This is a genomic window from Synechococcus sp. A15-60 (assembly GCF_014280095.1).
Lineage (GTDB): Bacteria > Cyanobacteriota > Cyanobacteriia > PCC-6307 > Cyanobiaceae > Synechococcus_C.
Genome location: NZ_CP047933.1, coordinates 2,198,231 through 2,223,637 on the forward strand (window position 1 = coordinate 2,198,231; position 25,407 = coordinate 2,223,637).

Annotated in this window: 26 protein-coding genes; 10 read left to right on the forward strand and 16 right to left on the reverse strand. The window is 56.8% G+C overall.

The genetic code is table 11. The features are described 5' to 3' along the window. Genes SynA1560_RS12020 through pds form a run of 5 tightly spaced genes read right to left on the reverse strand, consistent with a single transcriptional unit; the run spans position 1 to position 6,427 of the window. Positions 1 to 942: a phytoene synthase gene (locus SynA1560_RS12020; protein ID WP_186469479.1), complete on the reverse strand. Its 942-nt coding sequence runs from the start codon at positions 940 to 942 to the stop codon at positions 1 to 3. Positions 943 to 944: 2 nt separating this feature from the next. After that, positions 945 to 1,979, reverse strand: a complete 1,035-nt coding sequence (locus tag SynA1560_RS12025; protein ID WP_186500629.1) for a response regulator — start codon at positions 1,977 to 1,979, stop codon at positions 945 to 947. Next, entirely contained in the window at positions 1,979 to 2,350 is a 372-nt protein-coding gene (locus SynA1560_RS12030) for a response regulator (protein ID WP_186469481.1), read from the reverse strand. Before SynA1560_RS12030 ends, SynA1560_RS12025 begins: the two co-directional genes overlap by 1 nt. A gap of 5 nt (positions 2,351 to 2,355) precedes the next feature. Further along, a complete protein-coding gene (locus SynA1560_RS12035) occupies positions 2,356 to 5,070 on the reverse strand; it encodes an ATP-binding protein (protein ID WP_186469482.1) in 2,715 nt (904 codons plus the stop codon). Next, on the reverse strand, positions 5,006 to 6,427 hold the full coding sequence (pds, locus tag SynA1560_RS12040; RefSeq protein WP_186469483.1) for a 15-cis-phytoene desaturase: 1,422 nt from the start codon (positions 6,425 to 6,427) through the stop codon (positions 5,006 to 5,008). The genes SynA1560_RS12035 and pds overlap by 65 nt, the downstream gene beginning before the upstream one ends. Positions 6,428 to 6,535: 108 nt before the next feature. Between pds and SynA1560_RS12045 the strand changes: the two genes are divergently transcribed. After that, positions 6,536 to 6,883, forward strand: a complete 348-nt coding sequence (locus SynA1560_RS12045; protein ID WP_186469484.1) for an NAD(P)H-quinone oxidoreductase subunit M — start codon at positions 6,536 to 6,538, stop codon at positions 6,881 to 6,883. After that, complete coding sequence (locus SynA1560_RS12050; protein WP_186469485.1) at positions 6,880 to 7,509, forward strand: DUF3172 domain-containing protein; 630 nt, start codon at positions 6,880 to 6,882, stop codon at positions 7,507 to 7,509. Before SynA1560_RS12045 ends, SynA1560_RS12050 begins: the two co-directional genes overlap by 4 nt. Here the strand turns inward: SynA1560_RS12050 and SynA1560_RS12055 are convergent. Further along, positions 7,500 to 8,501, reverse strand: a complete 1,002-nt coding sequence (locus SynA1560_RS12055; protein ID WP_186469486.1) for a LysR family transcriptional regulator — start codon at positions 8,499 to 8,501, stop codon at positions 7,500 to 7,502. The two genes, SynA1560_RS12050 and SynA1560_RS12055, sit on opposite strands and share 10 nt — an antisense overlap. A 133-nt stretch (positions 8,502 to 8,634) precedes the next feature. Between SynA1560_RS12055 and SynA1560_RS12060 the strand changes: the two genes are divergently transcribed. From SynA1560_RS12060 to SynA1560_RS12085, 6 genes are all read left to right on the forward strand, one after another. After that, a complete protein-coding gene (locus SynA1560_RS12060) occupies positions 8,635 to 9,336 on the forward strand; it encodes an NnrU family protein (RefSeq protein ID WP_186501674.1) in 702 nt (233 codons plus the stop codon). Between the two features lie 34 nt (positions 9,337 to 9,370). Further along, positions 9,371 to 11,383: an NAD(P)H-quinone oxidoreductase subunit 5 gene (locus tag SynA1560_RS12065; protein WP_186500630.1), complete on the forward strand. Its 2,013-nt coding sequence runs from the start codon at positions 9,371 to 9,373 to the stop codon at positions 11,381 to 11,383. Positions 11,384 to 11,486: 103 nt separating this feature from the next. After that, complete coding sequence (locus SynA1560_RS12070) at positions 11,487 to 13,160, forward strand: NAD(P)H-quinone oxidoreductase subunit 4 (protein WP_186500631.1); 1,674 nt, start codon at positions 11,487 to 11,489, stop codon at positions 13,158 to 13,160. Between the two features lie 86 nt (positions 13,161 to 13,246). After that, entirely contained in the window at positions 13,247 to 13,621 is a 375-nt protein-coding gene (locus SynA1560_RS12075) for a lipopolysaccharide assembly protein LapA domain-containing protein (protein WP_186469489.1), read from the forward strand. 56 nt (positions 13,622 to 13,677) lie between these two features. Next, positions 13,678 to 14,580 carry a segregation/condensation protein A gene (locus SynA1560_RS12080; RefSeq protein WP_186469490.1) on the forward strand — a complete coding sequence of 301 codons (903 nt, stop codon included), beginning with the start codon at positions 13,678 to 13,680 and terminating at the stop codon, positions 14,578 to 14,580. Positions 14,581 to 14,624: 44 nt separating this feature from the next. Continuing rightward, entirely contained in the window at positions 14,625 to 15,803 is a 1,179-nt protein-coding gene (locus SynA1560_RS12085; RefSeq protein ID WP_186469491.1) for an NDP-sugar synthase, read from the forward strand. Here SynA1560_RS12085 and SynA1560_RS12090 read toward each other — a convergent pair. After that, a complete protein-coding gene (locus SynA1560_RS12090; RefSeq protein WP_186469492.1) occupies positions 15,784 to 16,677 on the reverse strand; it encodes a methylenetetrahydrofolate reductase in 894 nt (297 codons plus the stop codon). The genes SynA1560_RS12085 and SynA1560_RS12090 overlap by 20 nt on opposite strands. Positions 16,678 to 16,769: 92 nt before the next feature. Between SynA1560_RS12090 and SynA1560_RS12095 the strand changes: the two genes are divergently transcribed. Then, positions 16,770 to 17,048 carry a helix-turn-helix transcriptional regulator gene (locus SynA1560_RS12095; protein WP_186500632.1) on the forward strand — a complete coding sequence of 93 codons (279 nt, stop codon included), beginning with the start codon at positions 16,770 to 16,772 and terminating at the stop codon, positions 17,046 to 17,048. Between the two features lie 217 nt (positions 17,049 to 17,265). Here SynA1560_RS12095 and SynA1560_RS12100 read toward each other — a convergent pair whose 3' ends face one another. Genes SynA1560_RS12100 through SynA1560_RS12140 form a run of 9 tightly spaced genes read right to left on the reverse strand, consistent with a single transcriptional unit; the run spans position 17,266 to position 24,911 of the window. After that, the gene (locus SynA1560_RS12100; protein WP_186500633.1) at positions 17,266 to 17,772 is read right to left on the reverse strand and encodes a CYTH domain-containing protein; all 507 of its coding nucleotides are present in this window, start codon (positions 17,770 to 17,772) and stop codon (positions 17,266 to 17,268) included. Positions 17,773 to 17,782: 10 nt separating this feature from the next. Continuing rightward, a complete protein-coding gene (locus tag SynA1560_RS12105; RefSeq protein ID WP_186469495.1) occupies positions 17,783 to 18,724 on the reverse strand; it encodes an NAD(+) kinase in 942 nt (313 codons plus the stop codon). 16 nt (positions 18,725 to 18,740) lie between these two features. Next, positions 18,741 to 19,073 carry an NADH-quinone oxidoreductase subunit NuoK gene (gene nuoK / locus SynA1560_RS12110; RefSeq protein WP_186469496.1) on the reverse strand — a complete coding sequence of 111 codons (333 nt, stop codon included), beginning with the start codon at positions 19,071 to 19,073 and terminating at the stop codon, positions 18,741 to 18,743. 22 nt (positions 19,074 to 19,095) lie between these two features. Further along, complete coding sequence (locus tag SynA1560_RS12115; protein ID WP_186469497.1) at positions 19,096 to 19,695, reverse strand: NADH-quinone oxidoreductase subunit J; 600 nt, start codon at positions 19,693 to 19,695, stop codon at positions 19,096 to 19,098. After that, a complete protein-coding gene (gene ndhI, locus SynA1560_RS12120; protein ID WP_186500634.1) occupies positions 19,692 to 20,342 on the reverse strand; it encodes an NAD(P)H-quinone oxidoreductase subunit I in 651 nt (216 codons plus the stop codon). The genes SynA1560_RS12115 and ndhI overlap by 4 nt, the downstream gene beginning before the upstream one ends. Before the next feature lie 56 nt (positions 20,343 to 20,398). Further along, positions 20,399 to 21,553: an NADH-quinone oxidoreductase subunit NuoH gene (gene nuoH / locus SynA1560_RS12125; RefSeq protein WP_186500635.1), complete on the reverse strand. Its 1,155-nt coding sequence runs from the start codon at positions 21,551 to 21,553 to the stop codon at positions 20,399 to 20,401. Between the two features lie 24 nt (positions 21,554 to 21,577). Continuing rightward, complete coding sequence (locus SynA1560_RS12130; RefSeq protein ID WP_370523161.1) at positions 21,578 to 22,771, reverse strand: citrate synthase; 1,194 nt, start codon at positions 22,769 to 22,771, stop codon at positions 21,578 to 21,580. Between the two features lie 24 nt (positions 22,772 to 22,795). Then, entirely contained in the window at positions 22,796 to 23,296 is a 501-nt protein-coding gene (locus tag SynA1560_RS12135) for a histidine phosphatase family protein (protein WP_186500637.1), read from the reverse strand. Beyond that, positions 23,274 to 24,911: a DUF3352 domain-containing protein gene (locus SynA1560_RS12140; RefSeq protein WP_186469501.1), complete on the reverse strand. Its 1,638-nt coding sequence runs from the start codon at positions 24,909 to 24,911 to the stop codon at positions 23,274 to 23,276. The genes SynA1560_RS12135 and SynA1560_RS12140 overlap by 23 nt, the downstream gene beginning before the upstream one ends. 75 nt (positions 24,912 to 24,986) lie before the next feature. Here SynA1560_RS12140 and SynA1560_RS12145 point away from each other — a divergent pair, with 75 nt between their 5' ends. After that, positions 24,987 to 25,337: a rhodanese-like domain-containing protein gene (locus SynA1560_RS12145; protein ID WP_186469502.1), complete on the forward strand. Its 351-nt coding sequence runs from the start codon at positions 24,987 to 24,989 to the stop codon at positions 25,335 to 25,337. The last annotated feature ends 70 nt before the right edge of the window (positions 25,338 to 25,407 follow it).

Here is a 25,407-nt window from a genome sequence, read left to right on the forward strand (position 1 = left end):
CTATTGAGATTGAGACAACAGGAAAGAAAATGGCAAGTCGATCAACTTCCTGTACTTCGGTACATAAGCACGATGGTTGAAGACGTCGTATTGATTTTGCTCAATCCTGGACAAAATACCGCGGTACAAGCGTAGAGACGTCCAGACAGGCCAGCGTGCGTCGGGAGCCAAGAAACGCACTCCCTCTTCAGATTGACGGAACCATTGTCGAGCCCGATCAATTTGAAACGCCATCAATTTTTTCCAAGAATCATTGACAACACCATTAAACAAGTCGTCTTCCGTATAACCGAATTGTTGAAGATCCTCTAATGGAAGATAAATACGACCGCGATGACGATCTTCACCAACATCCCTGAGGATATTGGTGAGCTGATTCGCGATACCCAAGGCAACAGCGGCTCCTGACGTATTGGCTCCTGTGCTCCATGGTGCAGAGGTATAGCCAGGATCAACACCCATCACACGTTCAGACATCAGACCAACCGTGCCTGCCACGCGATAGCAATACAACTTGAGCTCTTCAAATGTGGAATAACGCGTCCACTTGAGGTCCATTCGCATCCCTTCAATCATGTCGAGATAGGGCTGCAAAGGCTGATCAAAACGCTGGATCGTATCGACCATGACTTGATCGAGCCAATTCACTGCTTGACCATCAAAAACAGACCGCGTATGACGTTCCCACTGGTCCAGAAGACTGAGCAGTTCATCCCGAGGCTTGCTCATCGCTTCAGGACTATCCATGATTTCATCCGTTCGACGACACCAGACGTAAATTGCCCAAATAGCCCGCCGCTTGTCAGGTGGCATGAGCATGGTCCCGAGGTAAAAGGTCTTCGCCCATTCCTCGGTTTCGCAACGACAACGCTCGTAAGCCTCATCCAACGGGATAAGACCGTTTTCGGCCACCACCATTGAAACGGATGAAGCCGAGACCATGGTCAAGCTCCCCTCTGATGGCGACGCTGACGCATCAAGCGTGCTCGCTCTGAAAGCGTCTTAAAAGCAGGATCGTTAGTGATGGCTTTGACCTGTGTCGCAACGGATTGGCGGCTGATTTTAACCTCTAACTTCTTGATTGTCTCATGCAATGCAGAATCTTTCTCCAAAAGGAGCGAAGACATGGACGCGAAATGCTGACGGAGCCTTTCCAGTGTGACCTCATTATCATCAGAAGTCGACAGCTCTGAAGCAAGCTTCTGAGCTGCAATCAACTGCGCGCGAATAGTCGCTTGAGTGGCCTTTAAATGCTCATAAAGAGCAAGATCTTCGTCATATCTAAATTTTTTATCAAGCGAAGTTCCAACTCGGGCACGCAAAAGTGTGAGGTTACAAGGTTTCGGCAGGTAGTCTTCTGCACCATATTCAACACACTCCACAACAACATCAATATCTTCCAAACCAGAAATCATGATAACTGGAATCTGAGCAGTGGCAGAAGCTCCTTTAAGCAAACGCAGCACTTCACTACCGTCAATACCTGGCATTTGAATATCCAATAGCACCAGATCAAAAGGTTGATCTGTGGCTTTGTCGAGTGCAACTTCTCCACATTCTGCAGTCGACACGATGTGGCCATCTCTTGAGAGGGTTTGAACAAGCAAGTCGCGATTGTATGGGTCATCATCAACAACAAGAATTCGACCTTTTCGCAATTGATGGGTAGGCTTCCGTTCATCATGTTGACGACGCGATGATTCAGTTTTCAACTGAATGACTGATGTCGAAGAATCACGCTTGGCTTCATGACGCTCACTTTGCAATTCAGATTCCGTTAATCGACTACGAATCATCTCAAGCAAGACACGTGCAGATGTTCCGATCTTGGCCAGATCATCAGGATCGATCGATTCTCCTGCCTCGAGCTCCTCAGTCAACAGCTCGCTGTAGCCAACAATTTGATTAATCGGGTTATAGAGATCGTGACGAAGAAGCTTATATTCGACGTTCTCCTTAGCACTTGGATCAGCAGCCATCAGACATTACCTCCGAGAAGCGATTGGATTTTTTCAAGAAGTCGCGACAAATCAATCGGCTTCGTATCAAAATCATCACAGCCAGCATCAAGACATCGCTTCCGATCTTCTGCCATTGCATGGGCAGTTAAAGCAATCACAGGAATTGACTTGGTCGCATCGTCAGACTTGATCGCCCGCGTCGCATCATATCCATCAATCACGGGCAGGCCAATATCCATCAACACCAGATCAGGCATGAGCGCTTTGGCTTTGTCAACAGCTTCCTGACCATCCAATGCGAATTGCACTTCGAAGCCCTTCCGAGTGAGCCGCCGCGACAACATGTCGCGATTCAGTTCATTGTCCTCAACAAGAAGAATGGTCGTCATTGATCCTAGTCGTCCTCCAAAGAGAGTGCCATCAATTCTTCAATTGAGGAAAGCATTACATCAACGTTCGATCCACTGACAGTCAGCCAACGTGATCCAACTGCCTCAAGCCGCTGCAAGGTATCAGAGTCAAGAGGATTATCCGAGATTGCCACAAGAGGAAGGGCCTTGGGGTCAAATTTGACACGAATCGATTCAATGGCCTGCATCGACTTCGTTGCGTCACCAGAGAGGTCAACAATCAGTAAATGAGGGGTGTCGTCTGAGATTTCAGACAGCAAACGATCCTCGTGAGAATAAGAGCGAAGATTCCAATGATGCTCCTTCAACAATGCTTCAACCAATACTTTGAGACGGGGCGATCCATCCAGCAGAGCAACATCTGTCTGCATGTTGTGATCGCAACCTGAACGAATCCTTTCAAGGATGTGGGTTAGGCGGGACCAATCAATGGGATGCTGTAGCGCTCCGGCTGCACCGAGCATCACCGAAAGCTCTTTGGCATCATCGCGGCTCACAACAATAACCGGCAATGTCTTCAGTTTTTCATCAGCGCGAATCTTGGCCAGCATGTCCCAACCGCTGAGCTGAGAAGCATGAATATCAACAATCAAAATATCCGGGTCGCATGACCTTGCTTGTTCAAGACCGGCCTCACTATTAGGAGCGCTCAAAACATCAAATGAAGCTTTAAGAAGAAAATGCTTGATCATCTCCAAGGATTGATCATCATCATCGACCACTAAGACTCGCCCACGGCGATCCACGACTTGCATATCCACCCCCTCATTGTCAGGGTCATCTAGTTCAAGCTGCGCCGGTGATTCGGCCGCTGGGTAACGGGGGATTGTCATCGTGAACGTGCTCCCCTTGCCCAGAGCACTTTCAACCGTGATGTCTCCACCCATCAAACGACTCAACCTGCGGCTGAGCGACAGACCAAGACCAGTACCCCCGTAACGACGCGTTGTACTGGCATCAGCTTGACTAAAGTCTTTAAAAAGCTTTTCAAGTTGTTCTTCGGACATTCCGATCCCGGTATCAGAAACCCGGAAATGGACCCAAGGCACATCGTGCTGGTCACGCTCAACCTGAGCAGAGAGCCTGACAGTTCCATTCTCCGTAAACTTACAGGCATTGCCGATCAAGTTAATCAAAGCCTGCCTAATTTTTGTCGTATCTGACCGAACAAGATCATCTGAATAGGACGGAGCTTCGCAAATAAATTGATTATTATTTTTTTGCGCTAGTGGCGCAGCTGTAGCGCTCACCTCCTCGAAAAGGTCTCTGAGCGAAACATTTTCAATGTAGAGGGTCATTTTCCCAGCCTCAATCTTGGAAAGATCAAGCACACCATTAATCAAACCAAGCAAATGCTTGCCGGAAGAAAGAATCTTCTCAAGATCAACGACAAAATCTTCCGGCTCTAGATCCTCAGAATCTTCAATCAACATCTCGCTGTATCCAATAATGGCATTCATCGGAGTTCGGAGTTCATGACTCATATTGGCGAGAAATTCGCTTTTCGCCTGGCTGGCAAGGAAAGCAGCCTTTTTTGCTTTGTGAGCGCGTTCACTTTGTTCTTCTGCTGACATCCGAAGCTTTTCGGCGTCGAGCAATGCGCTTTTCAACAAGCGCTCCAACGAAATCGTTAGAACCATGACCGAGAGCAAAACAAGCACAATCGGCAGCATTGATTCAGTGACCACGCGAGCGGTTAGGGTATTGATCTCAGAAACGCTGGAGGCGACGTAGATTTTATATTTCCAGGGTTTAAAAAGAAAGGAACTAACTCTATAATCATCAACTTTAACGTCTTGAATAATCGACTGTCCTGAGGAAGCAAACGTGTCGATGATCCTTTGGGATTTCTCAATCGATCGCCCCTCTGTTACATAGAGAATTTTCCCTTTGCTATCAGCAAGCGCAAGAAATCCGAAATTACCAATCTTCGAAGATTGGATGATCCTACCAACTTCACTCAATTGGCGAACAGGATAACCAACTGAAATTGCACCAACAATTTGCCCATCAAACTTCTTAACCGGAACCGCTTTGGCGATGTAAAGCTCACCAAGAAAATCCCCAGCACCAAAAAATTGTTCCCCTTCAAGTAGTTTCTTGGAGACTTCACCTTGAGGATCAAGCAATGATCCTTCCATGGAACCACCCGAATCCGTTTGCAATGTCGTTGCGACACGAACAAAGCCTGATTCATCCAACGCAAAGAGCGTAGCTTCGGCGCCCATATCTTTCTTCAGAATATCCAGAAAGACATCGATTTTTTTACGGCTATTGACGTCAAGCTCGCCAAAAAACCGGAGCATCGATTTTTTCTCTTCAACGCTTAATCGGCTCGATGAAGCTGTATCTCCAGAAATAGCCAGAAAAGCAAGATTCAAATCAGCAGACGTTTGCCTTTGATAGTCACTATCGATCAAATCCAGTTGAGCATCGATGGCACTGACCAACTGCTCAGTACGCTCATCGAAATATTCAGCGATACGAGCTCTTAATCGCACAAATGTGAAAGCAACTGATCCTGCAATTAGTGACGACACCACCAACAACCACGCCCGCGAGAGGCGGCGAACACGATCCGAACGAGATTCAGCCGGGCCAAGCAAACGTTGTTGAAGTTGCCTCAGCATCAACTCAGGCCGTGACAGCTTGAGGCCGATCAGCCTTGGCACTGCTTTCAGCCAGCGGTGATGTTTCAACAGCCTTGGCGCAGAGCTTGCCGCTCAGAACAGCGCCCTCCATTGAAGCGAGATAGCGCTGCATCGTGTAATCGCCTGCCAGGAAGAAGTTCTTAATCGGAGTGGCTTGATCCGGGCGCAGCTCTTGGCAGCCAGGAGTTGTCTTGTAGACAGACAACGGCGTCTTCACAACCTTGTATTTGCGCAGGGTGGCAGGGTTGTCGCCACTGAAGTGCATTGGGAACAATTTCTTGAGCTCACCCATGGTGGCCTCGATGATTTCTTCATCGGGACGACCGATCCAGTCTTTGGCAGGAGCAAAGACCAACTCGAGCATTGACTTGTCGGGGTCTTCGTACTCCTTGCAGGTGATGCTCATGTCGGCGTAGACGCTCAGCAGGGGCGACCGGCTGAACAACAGATGGTCGATGTCGGTGAGCTTGCGATCAAACCAAAGGTGCAGGTTGATCACAGGCACACCCCGAAGCCCGTCCAACTTTTGGAAGACCTCCATCTGCTTCCAGGGCTCAGGCAGCAACAGCTTGAAAGGATCCACCGGCAAGGCACTGACGTAGGCGTCAGCGGTGAGATCGAAGCTGTCTTTGCCCTTCACACCACCGATGTGGAAGGCCGACACCGAACCGTCGGCATTGAGCTTGATCTCACGGAGGGGGCTGTTGAGGTGCACTTCACCACCCAGTGACTCGATGTGCTCAACCACCGGCTGGCAGAGGCGCTCCGGTGGAGCACCGTCGAGGAAGGCCATCTGCGAGCCGTTCTTCTCCTGGAGGAAACGATTCAAGGCTGTGAGCACCACGGTGGCGGAGATCTCATCGGGATCGATGAAATTCAGCGCCTTGCTCATGGCGATGAACACCTCGTCGTTGACGCGCTCCGGAATGTTGTGAATCTGCAGCCACTCCGTCCAGGAGTATTTGTCGCACTCTTCGACATAGCCCTGGCCCCGGAGCATGGCGGGGACCAGTCCCAGGCCGAAACTGATCTTCTCCGGCCAGGTGAGCATGTCGTTATTACCCAGGATCGCCGCCACACCATTGACTGGTGCAGGCAGATCGGGGAAATCGAAACGGCTGTAGGTGCCGGGCTCCTCAGGCTGATTGAAAATCATCGAGTGGCTCTTCCACTGCAGCCGGTCTTCGATGTTCAGCTCCTTGAACAGCTGCAGCATGTTCGGGTAAGCCCCGAAGAAGATGTGCAAGCCGGTTTCATACCAGTCACCGTCTTCGTCTTTCCAAGCCGCCACCTTCCCGCCGAGTACATCACGGGCTTCCACCACGATGGGGGTGTGACCAGCATCAGCCAGGTACTTGGCGCAGGACAGACCTGCCAGACCGGCTCCCGCGATGGCGACGCGCATGCTTCTGATTACAAGTTGAAAACAACCTTAAAAGGAGGACTCTCCTCTTCGCTTCCTAAAGTCGCTACCAACCCGCCTGCGCGGTGCCATCACCGCTCCATTTGATCCATGGCCGAGACCCTGCTGAAAAGCACAACCCGACACGTGCGTTTGTTCACAGCTCGCGTTGAAGCCGGAGATCTGGTGGCCGATCCCAGCCAGTTGACCCTTGACCTGGATCCGGACAACGAGTTCCTGTGGCCCGACAGCAGTGTCGAAAGCGTGCAACAGCGCTTTCGGGATCTTGTGAAGAGCTACGACGGTCAGCCCCTCAGTGACTACAACCTCCGACGGATCGGAACAGAACTCGAAGGATTCATCCGCGAACTGCTTCAGGCTGGGCAGCTCAGTTACAACCCTGATAGTCGGGTTCTCAACTACTCCATGGGTTTACCCCGCACCCCCGAACTGCTGTGAGCCGATCCCCCTACGACCGACCTCGTCCCGGTTACGACCGACGCATGGATGACCGTCGTCGCGACCGCGACGAATCGCGTCGTAATGAACGCCGAGATCGAGGTGGTTACGGGGGCCCACCACCGCCGAAAAACGGCGGACTCAGCCTTAACACCGGCACCATCGCGGTTCTAGCGGGGGTGTTGATCGTTGGGATTGGCATCGGCAGCGCAGTCACTAGCACCACTCAGGGCGATCAGGGCAACATCGCCAGCGCCCAGCAGCTGGACATGGCCGTGCCGGATCCAGAGTTTTGCCAGCAGTGGGGAGCGAGTGCCTTTGTGATGGACATCGAGATGTACACCACGCTGAATCCTTCCACCAGCTTCGTCACCCAACCAACTCTGCAACCAGGCTGTGTGATCCGCCGCGAGAACTGGGCGGTGCTTCGTAAGGAAGGGGCCATCACCTCCGCACAGGAGCGTGATTGCAAACAACGGATGAACACCTTTGCCTACATCGGTTCCGTGCGCGACAAACCTGTAGTGCGCTGCGTTTATCAGACCGATATCAGTCAGAACAAGTTCCTCACCCGCGGCGTTGCCGATGACACGGTGGGCATCACACCGGAAGCCGATCAGTTCTGATTCTGGATCAATTCCTCCTCAGGCTCCTCCTGAGGCGCGATGGCCGAGCGGCCTTGTCGAATCGGGCTGTCAGCACTGGCAAAAACGGGGAGCACATCCCTTCGGAAGGCTTCGGCAGCACGGGAGCAGTATCGAGAAGGATTGGTGATCAGCTTGAGCTGACGGCGCACCTGCAGATCCACCACATTGGGACGATGCAGTGTGCCGGCGGTGAGCTCGCGCTCGATGGACACCACAGGCAAAAAGGCTGCGCCCAGACCAGCCTGGACAGCATTCTTGATCGCCTCAAAGGAATTGAGCTCCATCTCGACGCGAAGACGCTGGACATCGAGACCGGATCGCCCGAGCAACTGGTCGACCATCTTTCGGGTTGTGGATTGAGCATCCAGACTCACAAACCCCAGTCGATAGAGGTCGTCCTTGCTGAGCTCCACCAGACGGGCGAGAGGATGTTTGATGGGGAGCACGAGTGCCAGCTCATCGCTGGCATAGGGCAAGACCTGGAGCAGTTCGTTGAGCTCAGCCGGCAACTCACCGCCGATAATCGCCAAATCAATTTGTCCGTTGGCCACGCTCCAGCCGGTACGACGTGTGCTGTGCACGTGCAGTTGCACCGCCACATCTGGATATTTCTGTCGGAAAAGGCCGATCATCCGCGGCATGAGATACGTGCCCGTGGTCTGACTGGCGCCGACCAGAAGGGAACCGCCTTTGAGGTCGTGAAGATCATCCAACGCCCGACAGGCTTCATGGCACTGGCTGAGGATGCGATCGCAGTAACTCAGAAGCAGATGACCGGCTTCAGTGAGCTGAGCTTTGCGTCCACCCCGGTCGAAAAGCGCCACCTCAAGCTGCTTCTCGAGGTTTTGAATCTGCAAACTCACCGCCGGCTGAGTGACGTAAAGGCTGTCAGCAGCTTTCTTGAAACTGCCCTCACTGACAATGGCCCTGAGGATGCGCAGCTGATCCAGAGTGAAAGGCAGATCGGCCATGGAGAGCTGCCTGGCAAAGAGCAGATGATCAAAAACTGTAAGGGGCACCCCGCCCGTCAAACGCCAGAATCACGGCTCCCGCAGCATCTCGTTGGCTGACGCAACGGCAGGTCTTCACCACAGCAGCCTGGTGATGTTCACGCTTCTGCTGATCTTTGCTGTGATTCACAGCGGAGGTGCTGCGCTACGCAGTCGCGCGGAGGCGCGCATCGGCGCCAGGGCATGGCGACTGGTGTTTGCAGCGCTCAGCATTCCCTCCGCGGTTGTGGTGATTGGGTATTTCCTGGCCCACCGCTACGACGGTATCCGCCTCTGGAACCTTCAGGGCCTCCCCGGCATGGTGCCGTTGGTTTGGATCGTGACAGCCATCAGCTTCCTGTTTTTGTACCCAGCCACTTACAACCTGCTGGAGATTCCGGCGGTGCTCAAGCCTCAGGTGCGCCTTTATGCCACTGGGATCATCCGAATCAGTCGTCACCCACAGGCCGTCGGGCAGATCCTGTGGTGCCTGAGCCATGCCCTATGGATCGGCAGCAGTTTCATGCTGGTGACCTGCGCTGGCCTGATCGGTCATCATCTTTTTGCTGTGTGGCATGGCGATCGCAGGCTGAAGCAGCGTTTCGGCGATGCCTTCGACAAACTCAGGGACGAAACTTCTGTAGTCCCTCTCGCTGCCGTCATTGAGGGTCGACAGACGATCATCTGGACCGAGCTGGTGCGCCCGGCCCAATTGGGCATCGCTATCGCTGTGGGGGTGTTCTGGTGGGCCCACCGCTACATCCCCATCGGTGGAATGGCGTTTCTTCACTCCAGGCTCGGAGAGCTGTTGAGCTGAGCTGCCTACACTCGACACAACCTGATTTGTCTGGATGCCCTCGGCCGCCGACTCCGCCTGGTTGATTCCAGTTCTGCCTTTGTTCGGAGCCTTGATCTCTGGCCTAGGCCTGATCAGCTTCAACCGAACCATCAACCGATTGCGCAAACCGGTTGCGCTGCTGCTGATCAGCTGCGTGGGGGCCGCTGCAGTGATTAGTTACGCCGTTCTGTTGGAACAGCTGGGAGGGGCACCTCCCGTTGAGCACTTATTCGTGTGGGCCAGTGCTGGAGACTTCACCCTGCCGATGGGGTATGTGGTCGACCCCCTTGCCGCCGTCATGCTGGCTCTGGTCACCACCGTGGCGCTGTTGGTGATGATCTACTCCCACGGCTACATGGCGCACGACAAGAGCTACGTGCGCTTTTTCACCTATCTGGCCATTTTCAGCAGCTCGATGCTCGGACTCGTGGTGAGTCCGAACCTGCTCGAGATCTATGTGTTCTGGGAGCTGGTCGGCATGTCGTCGTACCTGCTCGTGGGCTTCTGGTACGACCGGGACGGAGCGGCCCATGCCGCCCAGAAAGCCTTCGTGGTGAACCGTGTGGGCGATTTCGGTTTGCTTTTGGGAATCCTGGGTCTGTTTTGGGCGACCGGCAGTTTCGGATTCCAGGGCATCGCCGACGGTCTTTCGGCCGCTGTGAGCAGCGGTGTGGTGCCGGGTTGGGCAGCGCTGGCGCTCTGCCTGTTCGTGTTCATGGGCCCGATGGCGAAGTCCGCGCAGTTCCCGCTGCACGTGTGGCTGCCGGACGCGATGGAAGGTCCCACACCAATTTCAGCCCTGATCCATGCGGCCACCATGGTGGCCGCCGGTGTCTTCCTCGTCGCTCGCCTGGAACCCCTCTACAGCCAGTTCCCCAGTGTTGGCGTGTTCATTGCCGTCACCGGGACGATCACCTGCTTTTTAGGGGCCTCCATCGCCCTCACCCAGATGGATCTCAAAAAGGGGCTGGCTTACAGCACCGTCTCTCAGCTGGGCTACATGATGTTGGCCATGGGCTGCGGAGCTCCGGTCGCTGGCATGTTCCACCTGGTGACCCATGCCTTCTTCAAGGCCATGCTCTTCCTTGGATCGGGTTCCGTGATCCATGCCATGGAGGATGTGGTGGGTCATGAACCTGTGCTGGCGCAGGACATGCGCCTGATGGGCGGTTTACGCAAGAAAATGCCGATCACCGCGATCACATTTCTGATCGGTTGCATTGCCATCAGTGGGATCCCTCCCCTAGCTGGCTTCTGGAGCAAGGATGAAATTCTCGGGCAAGCCTTCGAAACATTCCCACTGCTCTGGGTTGTTGGCTTCCTGACGGCCGGCATGACGGCCTTCTACATGTTTCGGCTGTATTTCCTCACCTTCGAGGGCGACTTCCGTGGCAACGATGAGGCCATGCAAGCCAAGCTGATGGCCGCCGCCGGCAAGACTGTTGATCAAGAGCATTCGCACCATGCCGGAAGCCTGCACGAATCGCCTTGGTCGATGACGCTGCCTCTGGTGGTGCTAGCTGTTCCATCGGTTCTGATCGGCCTTCTGGGAACACCCTGGAACAGCCGTTTTGCCGGGTTGCTCAACCCCGAGGAAGCCATGGAAATGGCGGAACACTTCAGCTGGGGTGAATTTCTGCCTCTGGCCGGTGCCTCCGTCGCCATTTCGGCAGCTGGGATCTCCGTGGCCGTGCTGGCCTATGCCGTCCATCGCATCGACTTGGGCGAGTTGGTGGCTGCCCGGTTCCCCAGCATGAATGCCTTCTTGGCGAACAAGTGGTATCTCGATTCCATCAACGAGAAGTTGTTTGTTCGCGGCAGCCGCAAGATTGCTCGCGAAGTGCTGGAAGTGGATGCCAAGGTCGTGGATGGCGTGGTCAATCTCACCGGCCTGCTCACCCTTGGTAGTGGTGAAGGACTCAAGTATTTCGAAACCGGTCGCGCGCAGTTCTACGCCCTGATCGTGTTCGGCGGTGTGATCGGTTTGGTGGTGCTGTTTGGTGTCTTGGGCGGTCCGATCAATTAGATCGGACTGGTTTTGGCTGTCGCTGTGTGTGTCAACGCCTATCGACTGGATGTCACCACAGCCAAGATTTCTACACTCAAGCCAGTGGTGAAAGGCCTCATCTTTGCTGGAATTCGCTGTCAGCGCACCCTTTGATCCAGCCGTTGATATTGCGGCTGGCATTATTCCGGCCCAGTTTCCCTGGCTGAGCTTGTCCATTCTCTTCCCCATCGTGGGGGCATTGATGGTGCCGTTCATTCCCGATGAGGGTGAGGGCCGTCAGGTTCGCTGGTTCGCGCTTGGTATTGCGCTGACCACCTTTCTGATCACAGCCGGTGCGTATCTGACTGGTTACGACCCCAGCTTCAGTGGCCTGCAACTCTCCGAACGGGTGAGCTGGCTTCCCAATCTCGGCTTGACATGGGCCGTTGGAGCCGACGGCCTGTCCATGCCATTGATCCTGCTGACGAGCTTCATCACAGCCCTCGCCGTGCTCGCGGCCTGGCCTGTGACGTTCAAACCCAAGCTGTTTTTCTTTCTAATTCTGGCCATGGATGGTGGCCAGATCGCTGTGTTCGCCGTCCAGGACATGTTGCTGTTCTTCCTGGCCTGGGAGCTGGAACTGTTACCCGTCTATCTGCTGCTGGCGATCTGGGGTGGAAAGAAACGCCAGTACGCCGCAACCAAATTCATCCTTTACACCGCAGGCAGCTCACTGTTCATCCTGCTTGCGGCCCTCGCCATGGGCTTCATGGGAGGCGGCACCCCCAACTTTGAATACACCGTTCTGGCCCAAAAAGGCTTCAGCACAGGGTTCCAGTTGCTCTGTTACGCCGGACTGCTGATCGCATTCGGCGTCAAACTCCCCATTGTTCCGCTGCACACGTGGCTGCCGGATGCCCATGGTGAAGCCACCGCCCCGGTGCACATGCTGCTCGCCGGGATCCTTCTCAAGATGGGGGGATATGCCTTGATGCGTTTCAACGCTGAAATGCTGCCAGAGGCCCACGCACAGTTCGCGCCGCTGCTGGTGGTGCTTGGTGTCGTGAACATCATTTATGCCGCACTCACCTCGTTTGCTCAGCGCAATCTCAAACGCAAGATCGCGTACAGCTCGATCAGCCACATGGGCTTTGTGTTGATCGGGATTGGCAGTTTCAGCGCCTTGGGCACCAGTGGAGCGATGCTCCAGATGATTAGCCATGGCTTGATCGGAGCCAGCCTGTTTTTCCTTGTCGGTGCCACCTACGACCGCACCCACACGCTTCAACTCGATGAAATGGGCGGCGTCGGTCAAAAGATGCGCGTGATGTTCGCGCTCTGGACCGTGTGTTCGCTCGCGTCTCTTGCCCTGCCGGGGATGAGTGGATTTGTCAGCGAACTGATGGTCTTCACGGGCTTCGCGACCGATGAGGCTTACACCCTGAGCTTCCGGATCGTGATCGACGGACTGGCCGCAATCGGTGTGATCCTCACACCGATCTATCTCCTCTCCATGCTGCGGGAGATTTTCTTCGGAAAAGAGAACGCCCAGCTCACCACCAACACCAACCTGGTGGACGCCGAACCTCGTGAGGTTTACATCATCGGCTGCCTGCTCGTTCCCATCATCGGCATCGGCCTTTATCCACGCCTGATGACCGACAGCTATCGATCGGCGATCGAAGCCCTGGTGGATCGCAACCTGGCCGCCATGGAAGTGATCAGTCGCCCGACGGCACCTTTAATCCGCAGTGGCAGCCTGGCGCCAGCCATGTTGCGGGCACCCAGTTTGCCCAACAGCACTAACGGAGCGTAACGATCTTCGTCCTTTCCCATCTCTGTCCAGACGCTGCTGCAGGAACTCCGTACGTTTGATTCACTGCTCCTGCATCGCCTGCGGACATGCGCCAGATCAATTTCAGCCTGATTTTCTTCTTCGGACTGAGCACCGTGTTCTTCACCCTGGAGAACACGGAAGCCACAACGGTGAGGGTGCTGCCAGGGCTGCAATACACCCTCCCCCTGGCGGCCCTTCTGCTGGTGGCGTCTGGCGTGGGTGCAGCCGCTGCTTGGTTATTTGCCACCTGGAGCGGCATGCTGAACAACGTGGAACGCTTCAGCAACGCCTCGGAATTTGAGGCCCAGCAAGTGCGCATTCAAGAACTGGAAGTTGATCTCAACCGCTATAGGGCCACAGTCCAGACGCAGCTTGGACTGCTGCCATCAGCCGAAACCGCAGACAGCAGCCTCGACAGCCCATCGATCGAGGTGAGCTGAAGGGGCTGGCCGGAAGCGTTCAGGACCGGTACTTTTGCTGAAGATGGTCGGTTGCGGTGCCGGAAGCCGGGCTGAATCAAGGCGCTGATGCGGGTGCCAGGCTTGCGATCCGTTTGCTCCAAGATGCCGCGCAACGGGGCGATCTGGATCCCTGGGATGTGGACGTCATCGCCGTCGTGGACGGATTTCTCGATCAGCTCAAACAACGCATCGAAGTGCCGCGGAAGGTGGCAGAAGCGCTTCAACAGCGAGGTGGAAGTTACGAACGTGACTTGGCAGACAGCAGTGAAGCGTTTCTTGCCGCATCGGTGCTTGTGGGACTGAAGGCGGAAGTGCTCGAAGCCAGCACCTTCCCTCCAGAACCCGAGCTCGAGGAAGCGTTTGATGCCGATTACGGCGATCAAGGCTGGCTGGATCCCAGTTTTGATCTGCCCCGACATCCAGAACGCCATCTTCAACGTCGCCCGGTGGCTCCTCCTCCCTTGCGACGCCCCGTCACCTTGGGGGAACTGATTGAGCAACTGGAGTCGATCGCCGAACAGCTGGAGTCCGACGAGCTCGAGATGCGGAGGCGGCAGAGGCAAAAGCGCTACTCCAACAAAGAAGCGATCGCGCAGGTGGCTGCTCTTGCCCACCGAGAAAAGCTACCGGAGACCACCGCAGCCATGGGCGTGTTCCTCAATGGCTGGGAAACCGCACTGCAGTGGGTGGATTTCGAGAGTTTGGTGCTGCGCTGGAGTGCGGAGGCTGCCAAGGATCTCGACACCGACAGGGTCGGCGTGTTCTGGGCCCTCTTGTTTCTCTCCTCTCAAGGTCAGGTGGAACTCGAGCAAATGGGGTCACTGCACGGTCCGATCCGACTGCGGCGGCTTCTTGCTCCTGGATCCATGGCGCAGATGCCTCTGGCCAAACTGGACGTGCCAGATGCAGCGCCGGCCGTGGGGGCAATGGCTGCCTGAACACCCATTTATGTTGGCTTATTCGAAGTAAGCCTGTAACGCCGATGAAGGCGATGATCCTGGCCGCGGGCAAGGGGACAAGAGTTCAACCGATCACGCACGTGATCCCAAAACCCATGATTCCCATCCTGCAAAAACCAGTGATGGAGTTTTTGCTTGAGCTGCTCAAAGAGCACGGCTTCGCCGAGGTGATGGTGAATGTGTCGCACTTGGCGGAGGAAATCGAGAACTACTTCCGTGATGGCCAGCGATTCGGGGTTGAGATTGCCTACAGCTTCGAGGGACGCATCGAAGACGGAGAACTGATTGGTGACGCCCTCGGTTCAGCCGGTGGACTGAAAAAAATCCAAGACTTCCAGAATTTCTTCGACGACACCTTCGTGGTGCTCTGCGGGGATGCCTTGATTGATCTAGATCTCACCGAAGCCGTGAAGCGTCATCGCGAGAAGGGAGCACTCGCAAGCCTGGTCACCAAACGGGTCCCTAAGGATCAAGTCAGCAGCTACGGAGTTGTCGTCAGCGACGACGAAGGTCGCATCCAAGCGTTCCAAGAGAAGCCGACCGTCGATGAGGCGCTGAGCGACACCATCAACACAGGCATCTATTTGTTCGAGCCTGAGATCTTCGAGCACATTCCCTCCGGTGAGTCCTTTGACATCGGATCCGACCTCTTCCCCAAACTGGTGGAGCTCGGAGCCCCCTTTTATGCCCTTCCCATGGAATTTGAATGGGTGGACATCGGCAAGGTTCCCGATTACTGGCAGGCCATCCGCAGCGTGCTGCAGGGCGATGTTCGCCAGGTCGGCATCCCGGGCAAGGAAGTGCGTCCAGGGGTCTATGCCGGGTTGAATGTGGCCGCCAACTGGGATCGCATCGATGTGCAGGGTCCTGTTTATGTCGGCGGCATGACCAAAATCGAAGATGGCGCCACGCTGGTCGGACCCACCATGATCGGACCGAGCTGCCACATCTGCGAAGGCGCCACGATCGATAACTCAATCATTTTTGACTACTCCCGCATCGGTGCCGGAGTTCAGCTCGTTGAGAAGCTGGTGTTTGGCCGCTACTGCGTCGACAAGAACGGAGACCACTTCGACCTCCAAGAAGCAGCCCTCGACTGGCTGATCACGGATGCGCGACGGGCCGACCTGATCGAGCCTTCCCCACAGCAAAAAGCCATGGCTGAACTGTTAGGAACAGATCTCACAGCGGCTGCGAGCTGAGGCCGGCCTTTTTTAGAACCTCCGGAATCCGTTCCTCAGCCCTGACCGCCATCACGTGCACACCCTGAGCAATTCCCAGGTATCGGTGCACCTGCTCGGCAGCAATGGCGATGCCTTCCGAAGCAGGATCATCTGCTGCCGCTAAGCGGGCAATCAGGTCGTCTGGAATGCAGGCTCCAGGAACCATCCGGTTGATAAACGCTGCATTTTTTGCTGACTTGAGCAGGAACACCCCTGCCAGAACCGGTAGCTCCATTGGCGTGGCAAGCTCCCGGCAGAAGCGCTCGAGCACTCGCGGATCCATCACCATTTGGGTTTGCAGAAAGCGGGCTCCCGCCTCACGCTTGCGCTCCAGGCGACGGGTCAGACCTGACCAACTGGGGCAGTGCGGATCCGCCGCTGCACCCGCGAAGAGATCGGTGGGACCATCAGGCAGGTTGTTCTTAACCGGGTCCTCACCCCGATTAAAAGCGCTGACTTGCTTTAACAGACGGATGGATTCCAACTCGTGCACAGGCCGGGCATGGGGCTGATCTCCTGCCTGGACAGGATCACCGGTGAGGCAAAGGAGATTGCGAATACCGAGCGCATGGGCACCGAGCAGATCCGCTTGCAGCGCGATGCGATTGCGATCCCGCCCAGCCATCTGCAGCACCGGCTCGAGTCCTGCATCCAGGAGAAGCCGGCAGACCGCCACACTGTTCATCCGCATCACCGCACGGCTTCCATCGGTGACGTTGATGGCCTGCACCCAACCACGCATGCCCTCAGCCATGGCAAGCGCATGGCTGGGATCACCACCCCGTGGCGGCATCACTTCGGCAGTGACCGTGACGGAACCAGCCTCAAGACTGCGCTGCAGCGCGGAACCCAAACCCTTCAAACGCTTCTTCCAGTCACTATGGGAGATCGCCTGTCAGATACGAGTGCTTAGGATGATTGAATGAACAGTGGTCGGTAGTCCGCATGGCCAGTGGCGATGGACCTGATGCCTCGAACGTTTCGCTCTCCACGCGGGAGATCGAGATCATCGAGCTGGTGGCTGAAGGCCTCACCAACCAGGAAATTGCCGAACGACTCACCATCAGTAAACGCACTGTCGACAATCACGTCAGCAATGTCTTCACCAAGACAGGCTCCAAGAATCGCGTTGCGCTGCTGAATTGGGCCATGGACCACGGCAAGATCTGCCGTGATGGATTCAACTGTTGCTTGCTTCCGGGAGCACCCGACGACGCGGCCTGACGGACAAGGGGAGCGGCACCGGCAAGTCCATCAACGAACAACGCGCCAGGGACAGGTCGAACAGTTCGGCATAGGCAACACAAGCCTCACGATCGAGACCAATGAATCTCAGGATGCCGTCATCGTCGTAAAGCCCGTGCACGCGTCATTTGAATGATCCCAAACAAAATCTAAAGGAAAGTGGAAGACTCTTGCAAGCGTGAAAATGCGGGTCAGCTCATGCCGGATCCCATCCATACCGCGAGCGTGTGGCCGGTGCCCACCGACTGATCGGATTGCAAGCCAAGGCCGCATTGCTCCAGCGGCCGTCACCGGTGACCTCTTCAGCACACCAGTCAGGCAGAACCAGTGGAGCCGCAGCATCGGGCAACTCCACCTCCGCCAACACCAGGGGGGCATTCTCACCCTCAAAACAATCCAAAACCCAGTCGCCTCCAGGAAGAGCCAAGGCGTAGCGGGTTTTGGCCAAGCGATGGGGCGCCAGAGCCCACAAGGCCTCAGCATCAGCAGACGGAAGGTCGTACTCAAATTCATGGCGAGCGATCCCATCGGCCGGAGCTTTTAGCGTGAGCCATGCCCGGCCGTCAGCGCGCAGGCGCATGCGCACGGTGAAGCCTTGTTCACTCGATGCCAGATAGCCCTGACGTAGCGGCTGAGGCTCAGCGGCGTGCACACGCCAGCCGGAACCACTGACCAGAAAACGACGTTCAATCTCAAGAGGCATCGCAGTGTCTTCAGTTGGGTGAAGGCATGCTGTCCACGAGGCTGCCGGCCCAGTGCAGTTTGCGCGCCAGGGTTCGGTAGTACGAGGGGGCTTGCTCCAACTGAACCATCAGCGCGTGATGGGGAGCCCGCTGAATGACACAGCATTCACCAGGCGATAAGACAGGACCGCTAGCTCCATCCTTCCAAAGCTTCACCTCGCGATACCCGTCTCCAAGAGGCCAGATCACCAGGCGAGCCCGCGGGGGAAGCACCACAGGCCTGCTGGACAGGCTCATTGGACAGATCGGACTGACGATGATGGCATCGATGCCTGGGTGGAGAATCGGCCCACCGGCGGCAACGGCATATCCCGTGGAGCCCGTTGGCGTGGCCAGGATTAGACCGTCACCGCGGACTTGATCCACCACTTCACCATCAATTTCCAGCTCAAGCGTGCAGGTGGGCGCGAGATCCTCCTGATAAGGCCTCAGATAGAAGTCATTCAGGGCCCAGTGCCGCTCCGGCCCACCCTCGGCATGGTCAGGCAGTCCAGAAACCGGGCAGTGCAAATCATCACCACGATGCACAACCGCCTGAAGCATCATGCGGCGCTCCATGGCGAAGTGGTCATCCAACAGACGTTGCCAGAGCCCTTCGCGACGCAGCTGACCCGGCTCATGGGTCAGGAAGCCGAGATGCCCGCCAACGTTGAAACAGAGGATGGGCACGTCATGCACGGCCAGATGGCGAGCTGCACCGAGCACGGTGCCGTCACCACCCAAGACGACTGCCAGGTCTGGCAACTCAGGCTCTGATGCCAGCAGACCCGGGTAGGGGTCGGCAGTGAGACCACTCATGGCGACGGCGACCGTCACGCCGAGCTGTTCAAGCGCCGCAGCACAGGAGCGCGCTTCCTTTTGTGCCAAAGGACTTTCAGCCCTGTAGATCAGCCAGACCCGTTGCAGACGCATGGCAGGGGCGCCGGCCCTACCAGCGCAGAAGGTTGAAGCGTTCCATGTCCACTGTGACGCGGTTGCGGTAGAGCGACAAAAGAATGGCCAAACCAACAGCGGCCTCGGCCGCAGCCACTGTGATCACAAACACCGAAAACACCTGGCCTCGGATCAGCTGGCCATCCACATAGGAGGAGAACGCCATCAGATTGATGTTGACGGCATTGAGCATTAGTTCAATGCTCATCAACACTCTCACGGCATTCCTGCTGTTGATCAAGCCCCAGACACCTGTGCAGAACAGCACGGCTGCCACCAGAAGGTAGGCCTCAAGAGGAACAGAACCGGACAGCAGCTCAGAGAGCATGAGAAGGAGGAGGAATAAAGGATCAGGAAGGGGGTTGGTCCACCAGGAGTGGCGTCCGGGCTTTCTCGATCAGACCCTGATCAACCGTTTCACCGGTGCCGGGATCAACCGATTGCACGTCACGACGGGCCAGAACGATCGCACCGATCATGGCCATGAGCAACAGCACGGACGCCACCTCGAACGGGAGCAAGTAATCGGTAAACAGGTGCTCACCGATGCGGATGGTGGCGCCTTCTCCAATGGGCTCCGGCCCTTGGGTCCAAGGCGTCGTAACCACAACGCGGGTTAAGAGAGCGAACAGACCTGCGCACACACCACCAGACAGCAGGCGCCGGGTCGATAAGCCGGGAATCGGTGCCAGGTCTTCGCGTTTGTTCACCAGCATGATGGCGAACAAAATTAGGACGTTGACAGCGCCCACATAAACCAAGACCTGCGCGGCTGCGACGAAGCTGGCGTTAAGGAGCAGATAGAGCCCTGCAACAGCCAGGAATACACCCCCCAGCAGGAAAGCTGAGTAAACAATGTTGCTGAGCAGGACCACACCTAAGGCGCCCAGCACGACCACAGCACTGAGGACCAAAAAACAGATCAGCTGCGTTGAGGCTGCGATCGTCATTCGGCACTCTCCTTGCGAGCGGTGGATGCTGCAGAGGATTCTCCATCCGCGGCAGAGCCGGTGGTGGACTTCAACGAAGCCAGAACCTGATCAGGTCGCTGACCGGCACGAGGACGCTCGGGATCCACACCATGAGGGTCCATTTCCCCCGCCGGAAGGTAAGCAAGTTCCCGCAATGGTTGCACGGAAGGATCTGTGGTGACGCTCGTAGGAAGGCGGCCGAGGGCGACGTTGTCGTAGTTGAGGCTATGACGATCAAAGGCCGCCAATTCGTATTCCTCGGTCATCGACAGACAGTTGGTGGGGCAGTACTCCACACAATTCCCACAGAAAATGCAGACCCCGAAATCGATGGAGTAGTTGCGAAGCTCCTTCTTCTTGGTGGCCTTGTTCATCACCCAGTCAACAACCGGCAGGTTGATGGGACACACCCGCACGCACACCTCACAGGCGATGCACTTGTCAAATTCGTAGTGGATCCGGCCTCGATAGCGCTCGGATGGGATGAGCTTTTCGTAGGGGTATTGCACCGTCACTGGACGACGCTTCATGTGATCGAAGGTGACCGCAAGACCCTGGGTGAGATTGCGCGCCGCATCGACCGCATCTCGGGTGTAGTCACCGACCTGTTTGAGGAAACCGAACATGGCCTGAGGGAGAGAAAACGGAGATGCCCTGGGGCACTGAGCCTAAGTACTAAAACCTAACCGCCGAACGCAACGGGGAAGGCCAGCTTGAGAGCGGCTGTGACGAGCAGATTGACCAGCGCCAGAGGGAGTAGAAATTTCCAACCGAGATCCAAGAGCTGGTCGATGCGGACCCGAGGAGTGCTCCAACGCAGGAGAATCGCCACGAACACCAGCAGGTAGGCCTTCAGCACGGTCATCACGATCCCGGTGGTGCCGGTAATCACCTGCACCAATGGAGCATCAACAGACTGCCCCAGCCATCCGGCCAGCCATTCGACCGGAACGGGGAAGCCCCAACCGCCCAGGTACAGCACCGAAACCAAGAGCGCTGAGAGCACCAAATTGATGTAGCTGCCCAAGTAGAAGAGGGCAAACTTCATGCCGGCATATTCGGTCTGGTAACCAGCCACCAATTCCTCCTCCGCCTCGGGGAGGTCAAAGGGAAGACGTTCACATTCCGCCAACGCACAGATCCAAAAGATCAGGAAGCCGACTGGCTGACGCCAGATGTTCCAACTGAGGATGCCAGCGCCAGTCTGCTGTCCAACGATATCGACCGTGCTGAGGGAATTGCTCATCATCACCACGGCCAGCACAGCCAAGGCAAGAGGAATTTCATAGCTGATGGATTGCGCTGCAGCTCTGAGTCCACCAAGCAAGGAATATTTGTTGTTAGAGGCATAACCGCTCATCAGCAGGCCAATGGGTTGCACGCTGCTGAGCGAGATCCAAAGGAAAATGCCCACCCCAACGTTGCTGATCAGCAGGTTTTGGCCAAAAGGAACGATCAGCCACGACAGGATCACCGGGATGACCACGAGCACGGGGCCAAGGGTGAATAACAAGCTGTCGGCACGGGCCGGGATGATGTCTTCTTTGACCAGAAGCTTGAGGCCATCAGCAAGGGGCTGAAGCACGCCGAGGGCACCGGCATATTCAGGCCCAATGCGCTGCTGAACGGCCGCAGAGATCTTGCGCTCCAACCAGACCGTGACAAGCACGCCGACGACTGCCGCCACGAGCACAAGCAGCATGGGAAGGGGCAGCCAGATCAGGCGAGCCGCCTGTTCAGAGAGCCCAAAGCCTTCGAGGGCCTGGCTAAAGCTCCGTTCAAGATCGAGGCCTGGACTGACCAGTGCCGGTGCGCTGGTGGCGAAGAAGGTCACCATGTGCAGAGATTTGATGGGTGTAACTTAAGGGCTGGTGGTTGAAACGCGGTCGTCTGGAGGCGTCCATCGACGCAATTGGCTCCCCGTGTAGATCTGCGAAGGCCTGAAGATTCGATTAGCTCCGAGTTGTTCCCGCCAGTGCGCCAGCCAGCCGGCCACCCTGGCAATGGCGAAGACCGGAGTAAATAAATCCCTTGGGATTCCCAGCTTCCGGTACACAAGTCCGGAATAGAAATCCACATTGGGATAGATCCCCTTCGGACCAAGACGTGTCTCCGCGGCTGCCTCCAGCGCCCGGGCGACGTCGTACATCTCATCGTGGCCAAAGCGCTCAAACATCTCCTCAGCCAGAGACTGAAGAATGACGGCCCTGGGATCCTTCACGCGGTATTCGCGATGACCGAATCCCATCACCTTGCGCTTGCTCGTCCTGGCCTCATCGAGGTATTCGGCAGCGCGATCGGGAGTGCCGATCTCTTCAAGCATGACGAGTACATCTTCATTCGCCCCGCCATGGAGGGGACCCGCCAGGGTTCCCACGGCGGAAGCCACCACGGCATAGGGATCCGTGAGCGTGCTGGCCGTGACGCGGGCACTAAATGTGCTGGCATTGAGACTGTGCTCAGCGTGCAGGATCAAGCACTGATCGAAGATCTTCGACGCCAGAGGATCCGGCTCACGCTCCATGAGCATGTAGAGGAAATTCGCTGAATAGGCCAGATCATCCCGAGGCTGAATCGGGTCTTGACCTTTGCGGATCAGCTGAAACGCCGCCACCATCGTTGGGATTTTGGCGATGAGGCGCACCACAGCGTCGTAGATGTACTGGGGGTCGTCGATGGCACGACGGGAATAGAAGAGCCCCAGGGATGCTGCACTGGATTGCAACGCATCCATCGGATGCCCATACGACGGAAAGCACTTCATCATGTCGCGCACACGGAAGCTCACCCGTCGGTGCATCTGCACTTCATGCTCGAAATCGCGCAGTTGCTGTGGTGTCGGCAGCTGCCCCCAAATCAGGAGATAGGTGGTTTCCAGAAAACTGCAGTGGGCTGCCAAGTCATCGACGGGATAACCGCGATAGGACAAACACCCTTTTTGGCCATCGATGTCACAGATCGAGGACTGGGTTGCAGGAACCCCCTCCAGTCCAGGACGAAACACAAGACCCGTGCGCTCATGGCGGATTTCGGCACCAGCGTTTTGATTCACCAACCCCCGCTTCTGCTGAAAAGCAACTTAGACGGAGCGGGGAAACAGAAACCGTGGCCTGAGCAACACCTCCAGATCCGCCATCCCGCGCGGATCGTTGAGATCAGCGCGCCAACACAGATGACAGAACCCCGCTTTGCGCAAGCGCACCCCCCCTGGCCGAGCGCCGATCAGCGCTGACGCGAGGTCACCCAGGTCGGGCTCATGACCGACCAGCAGACAGCTGCCTTTCAACCCCCGCAGAACCGGCCACGGATCACCACCTGGCGCCAAGGGCTCGGCGATCTGAAACGAAGGCGCTAACCCAGCCCGGACAGCCTCCTCGGCCGTTTCCAGAGCTCGCCGGTAGGGACTGCTGAGCAGCACATCTGCCTCAATCCCCAGCTGTCGCAACTGACGCACCACGATGCGTGTGCGCAGGCGACCTCGATCAGTCAACGCACGATCGGGGTGATCAAGTCCGTTGACACGCCGTTCTGCGATGCCATGACGCAGAAGTAGAAGATCAACCGAGTTGGAGTCGGGCACGCAGTCGCAGGCTGCTCACCTTTTCATCCTGGACAGGCTGATCCTCCTGGTCAGCTCCCCCCGCAATCGCCAACCCCTGGACAGCGGGAAGGAGAGACCGACCGGCCACCCCTTGCACCAACTCCCAGGGCCGCCACTCACTCAGATGGTCTCGACTGGGAGCAGCGGCCATTGCCAGCTGCTGCTCCCAGGGAGCCTGAGCGCCGCCTTGAAGTTGTTGCAACTGAAGAATCCGCTGGTTGAGGGTGCCCCCATCAGCGCGATGACGCAGGCCATCAAGCGTCTCTCCCCACCACGACACACCAGATTGACGTTCCAGCGCCACGGCCAGTTCTGCCTGGAGGGTCTCTTCACCATGACGACGCTGTCGGGCCAGACGGGTCCAGACCTGCAAAGGTTGTCCGTCACTAGCCAGGGTCGACGCTGAAAGTCCAAGCTCCTGAAGGCGTTCATCCACCCGATTGGGCTCAGGACGATTGGGGCGCGTGCCGAGGATCCAGCCCTCATCCCCCTGTTGCCACAGAAGCGGACCGTCATCCAGACCGATCACTGCAGCAGCGGCACCGCTGTCAGAGGAGGCCAGCGATTGCTGGATGATCGGAGCGATCCACTGCGCTATCGGATCCTCGCTTCCTGCAGCGATCACGGCAGCTGGATCCGCCAGCATGGCCAAGGCATCGGCATCGCCGCCGGCAGAACGCAGCAAGGCATCGGCCTCAGATCCTTTGGCTGCACGAGGAATCACCGATTGGCGGAATCGCACCACGGCATCCAGACCCAGATCAGAGCTTTGAGGAGACAGCACAGCCACCATTCCCTCCAGATCCGGCCGGGAGGTGATGGAGCTCGGCACGCCGAGCCATCGATCCATGGCAGCAGGCTTGGCGGTGAGGATCGCTGCCCCTCGCCCGAAGCGTTGCAGATCTGACGCAAGTTCGGGATCACCAAGCTGGTGCTGACTGTCCAGCTGGGAGACATCCAGCGCCTGTTCAAGCGCACCGCGTCCAGACGCCAATAACAACAGATCGTCGTCGATCAAAGCCGTGGCGATCGGCTGTGGCTCACGGCCAAGCAGGGCACCACGACCACTGATCAGGCCCATGCCGCGATAGCGGGAAATCTGGAGATCGGTGCCAGCAAGGCTGCGGGTTTGCCAGAAGCGCTGAAGAAACCGTTTGGCCCCGTCTTCATCACGGCTCGACAGCGCCAACACCCAACCATCGGTGGGGGGAGCACCGGGTTGAGGAGAGGGTGCCTGCAACACGGACAAGCTGACCTCAGGGCCAATCCAACCGGACAATTCGCTGCTGAAATCAAGCCCCGCCAGAGCAAACGCTCCATCGCGCAGCTGACGCGTGCTCTCATTCACCAAACGGCGTTGTTGCACGGGAGCGACGGCCTGGGCGTAGGCCGGGACCTGCCGCGAATCCACAAGCCAGTGAAGCGTCAGCGCAGCGTCCCGAGGCATGAAGCGTGCGGCCCGCGGCAACGCAAGGGGTTGGTCAACGATGCGAAGCGGGCTTTGACGCGCCATGGCCCACCACACCCCAAGCGCAAGGGTGAGCAGCACCATCGCCGTAGCGGCCAGGGCCAGCAGGAACGAGCGTCCCTTCATGAACGGGCGGCGATGCAGATGAGTTCATCTTCTTCCATCCGCGGGGGACCGCCAGTCCAAGGCCAAACTGATCCCATGCAAGGACCCACCCCCAAGCCTCTGAAAGCGACTGATTTGGACGCCTGGCTGAACAACAGCCCTGAACTGACGCTGGTCGACGTGCGCGAAGACCAAGAACTGGCCATCGCGCCGTTTCCCCACACCGTGACGCACCTGCCCCTAAGCCAAGCGGAGGACTGGATGGGCGACGTCAACAGCAAGCTGTCTGGGGATGGGCCCGTTGTGGTGATTTGCCACGCGGGAGTGCGCAGCTGGAATTTCGGCTGCTGGCTGCTTCAGCAGCAGCCCTCAAGGGAGGTTTGGAATCTGGAGGGCGGAATTGACGCCTGGAGCGTGATGATCGATCCGTCCGTGCCCAGGTATTGAGGCCCGTGCGAAGGTTTTGAAGACCACATCTTGGTCATTGAAGGAGCCTTAACCAGGAAATCCTCCGTAC

Excerpts from the sequence above, each read along its gene's own strand:
- SynA1560_RS12075 (WP_186469489.1), top strand. The coding sequence starts at position 13,247 with ATGCGCCAGATCAATTTCAGCCTGATTTTCTTCTTCGGACTGAGCACC.
- SynA1560_RS12020 (WP_186469479.1), bottom strand. The coding sequence starts at position 942 with ATGGTCTCGGCTTCATCCGTTTCAATGGTGGTGGCCGAAAACGGTCTT.
- SynA1560_RS12025 (WP_186500629.1), bottom strand. The coding sequence starts at position 1,979 with ATGGCTGCTGATCCAAGTGCTAAGGAGAACGTCGAATATAAGCTTCTT.
- SynA1560_RS12115 (WP_186469497.1), bottom strand. The coding sequence starts at position 19,695 with ATGACGATCGCAGCCTCAACGCAGCTGATCTGTTTTTTGGTCCTCAGT.
- pds (WP_186469483.1), bottom strand. The coding sequence starts at position 6,427 with ATGCGCGTCGCCATCGCGGGAGCCGGTCTGGCAGGTCTGTCCTGCGCC.
- SynA1560_RS12065 (WP_186500630.1), top strand. The coding sequence starts at position 9,371 with ATGCCCTCGGCCGCCGACTCCGCCTGGTTGATTCCAGTTCTGCCTTTG.
- SynA1560_RS12140 (WP_186469501.1), bottom strand. The coding sequence starts at position 24,911 with ATGAAGGGACGCTCGTTCCTGCTGGCCCTGGCCGCTACGGCGATGGTG.
- SynA1560_RS12060 (WP_186501674.1), top strand. The coding sequence starts at position 8,635 with ATGTTCACGCTTCTGCTGATCTTTGCTGTGATTCACAGCGGAGGTGCT.
- SynA1560_RS12030 (WP_186469481.1), bottom strand. The coding sequence starts at position 2,350 with ATGACGACCATTCTTCTTGTTGAGGACAATGAACTGAATCGCGACATG.
- SynA1560_RS12145 (WP_186469502.1), top strand. The coding sequence starts at position 24,987 with ATGCAAGGACCCACCCCCAAGCCTCTGAAAGCGACTGATTTGGACGCC.
- nuoK (WP_186469496.1), bottom strand. The coding sequence starts at position 19,073 with ATGCTCTCTGAGCTGCTGTCCGGTTCTGTTCCTCTTGAGGCCTACCTT.
- nuoH (WP_186500635.1), bottom strand. The coding sequence starts at position 21,553 with ATGGTGACCTTCTTCGCCACCAGCGCACCGGCACTGGTCAGTCCAGGC.
- SynA1560_RS12055 (WP_186469486.1), bottom strand. The coding sequence starts at position 8,501 with ATGGCCGATCTGCCTTTCACTCTGGATCAGCTGCGCATCCTCAGGGCC.
- SynA1560_RS12105 (WP_186469495.1), bottom strand. The coding sequence starts at position 18,724 with ATGCGTCTGCAACGGGTCTGGCTGATCTACAGGGCTGAAAGTCCTTTG.
- SynA1560_RS12045 (WP_186469484.1), top strand. The coding sequence starts at position 6,536 with ATGGCCGAGACCCTGCTGAAAAGCACAACCCGACACGTGCGTTTGTTC.
- SynA1560_RS12085 (WP_186469491.1), top strand. The coding sequence starts at position 14,625 with ATGAAGGCGATGATCCTGGCCGCGGGCAAGGGGACAAGAGTTCAACCG.
- SynA1560_RS12100 (WP_186500633.1), bottom strand. The coding sequence starts at position 17,772 with ATGCCTCTTGAGATTGAACGTCGTTTTCTGGTCAGTGGTTCCGGCTGG.
- SynA1560_RS12095 (WP_186500632.1), top strand. The coding sequence starts at position 16,770 with ATGGCCAGTGGCGATGGACCTGATGCCTCGAACGTTTCGCTCTCCACG.
- ndhI (WP_186500634.1), bottom strand. The coding sequence starts at position 20,342 with ATGTTCGGTTTCCTCAAACAGGTCGGTGACTACACCCGAGATGCGGTC.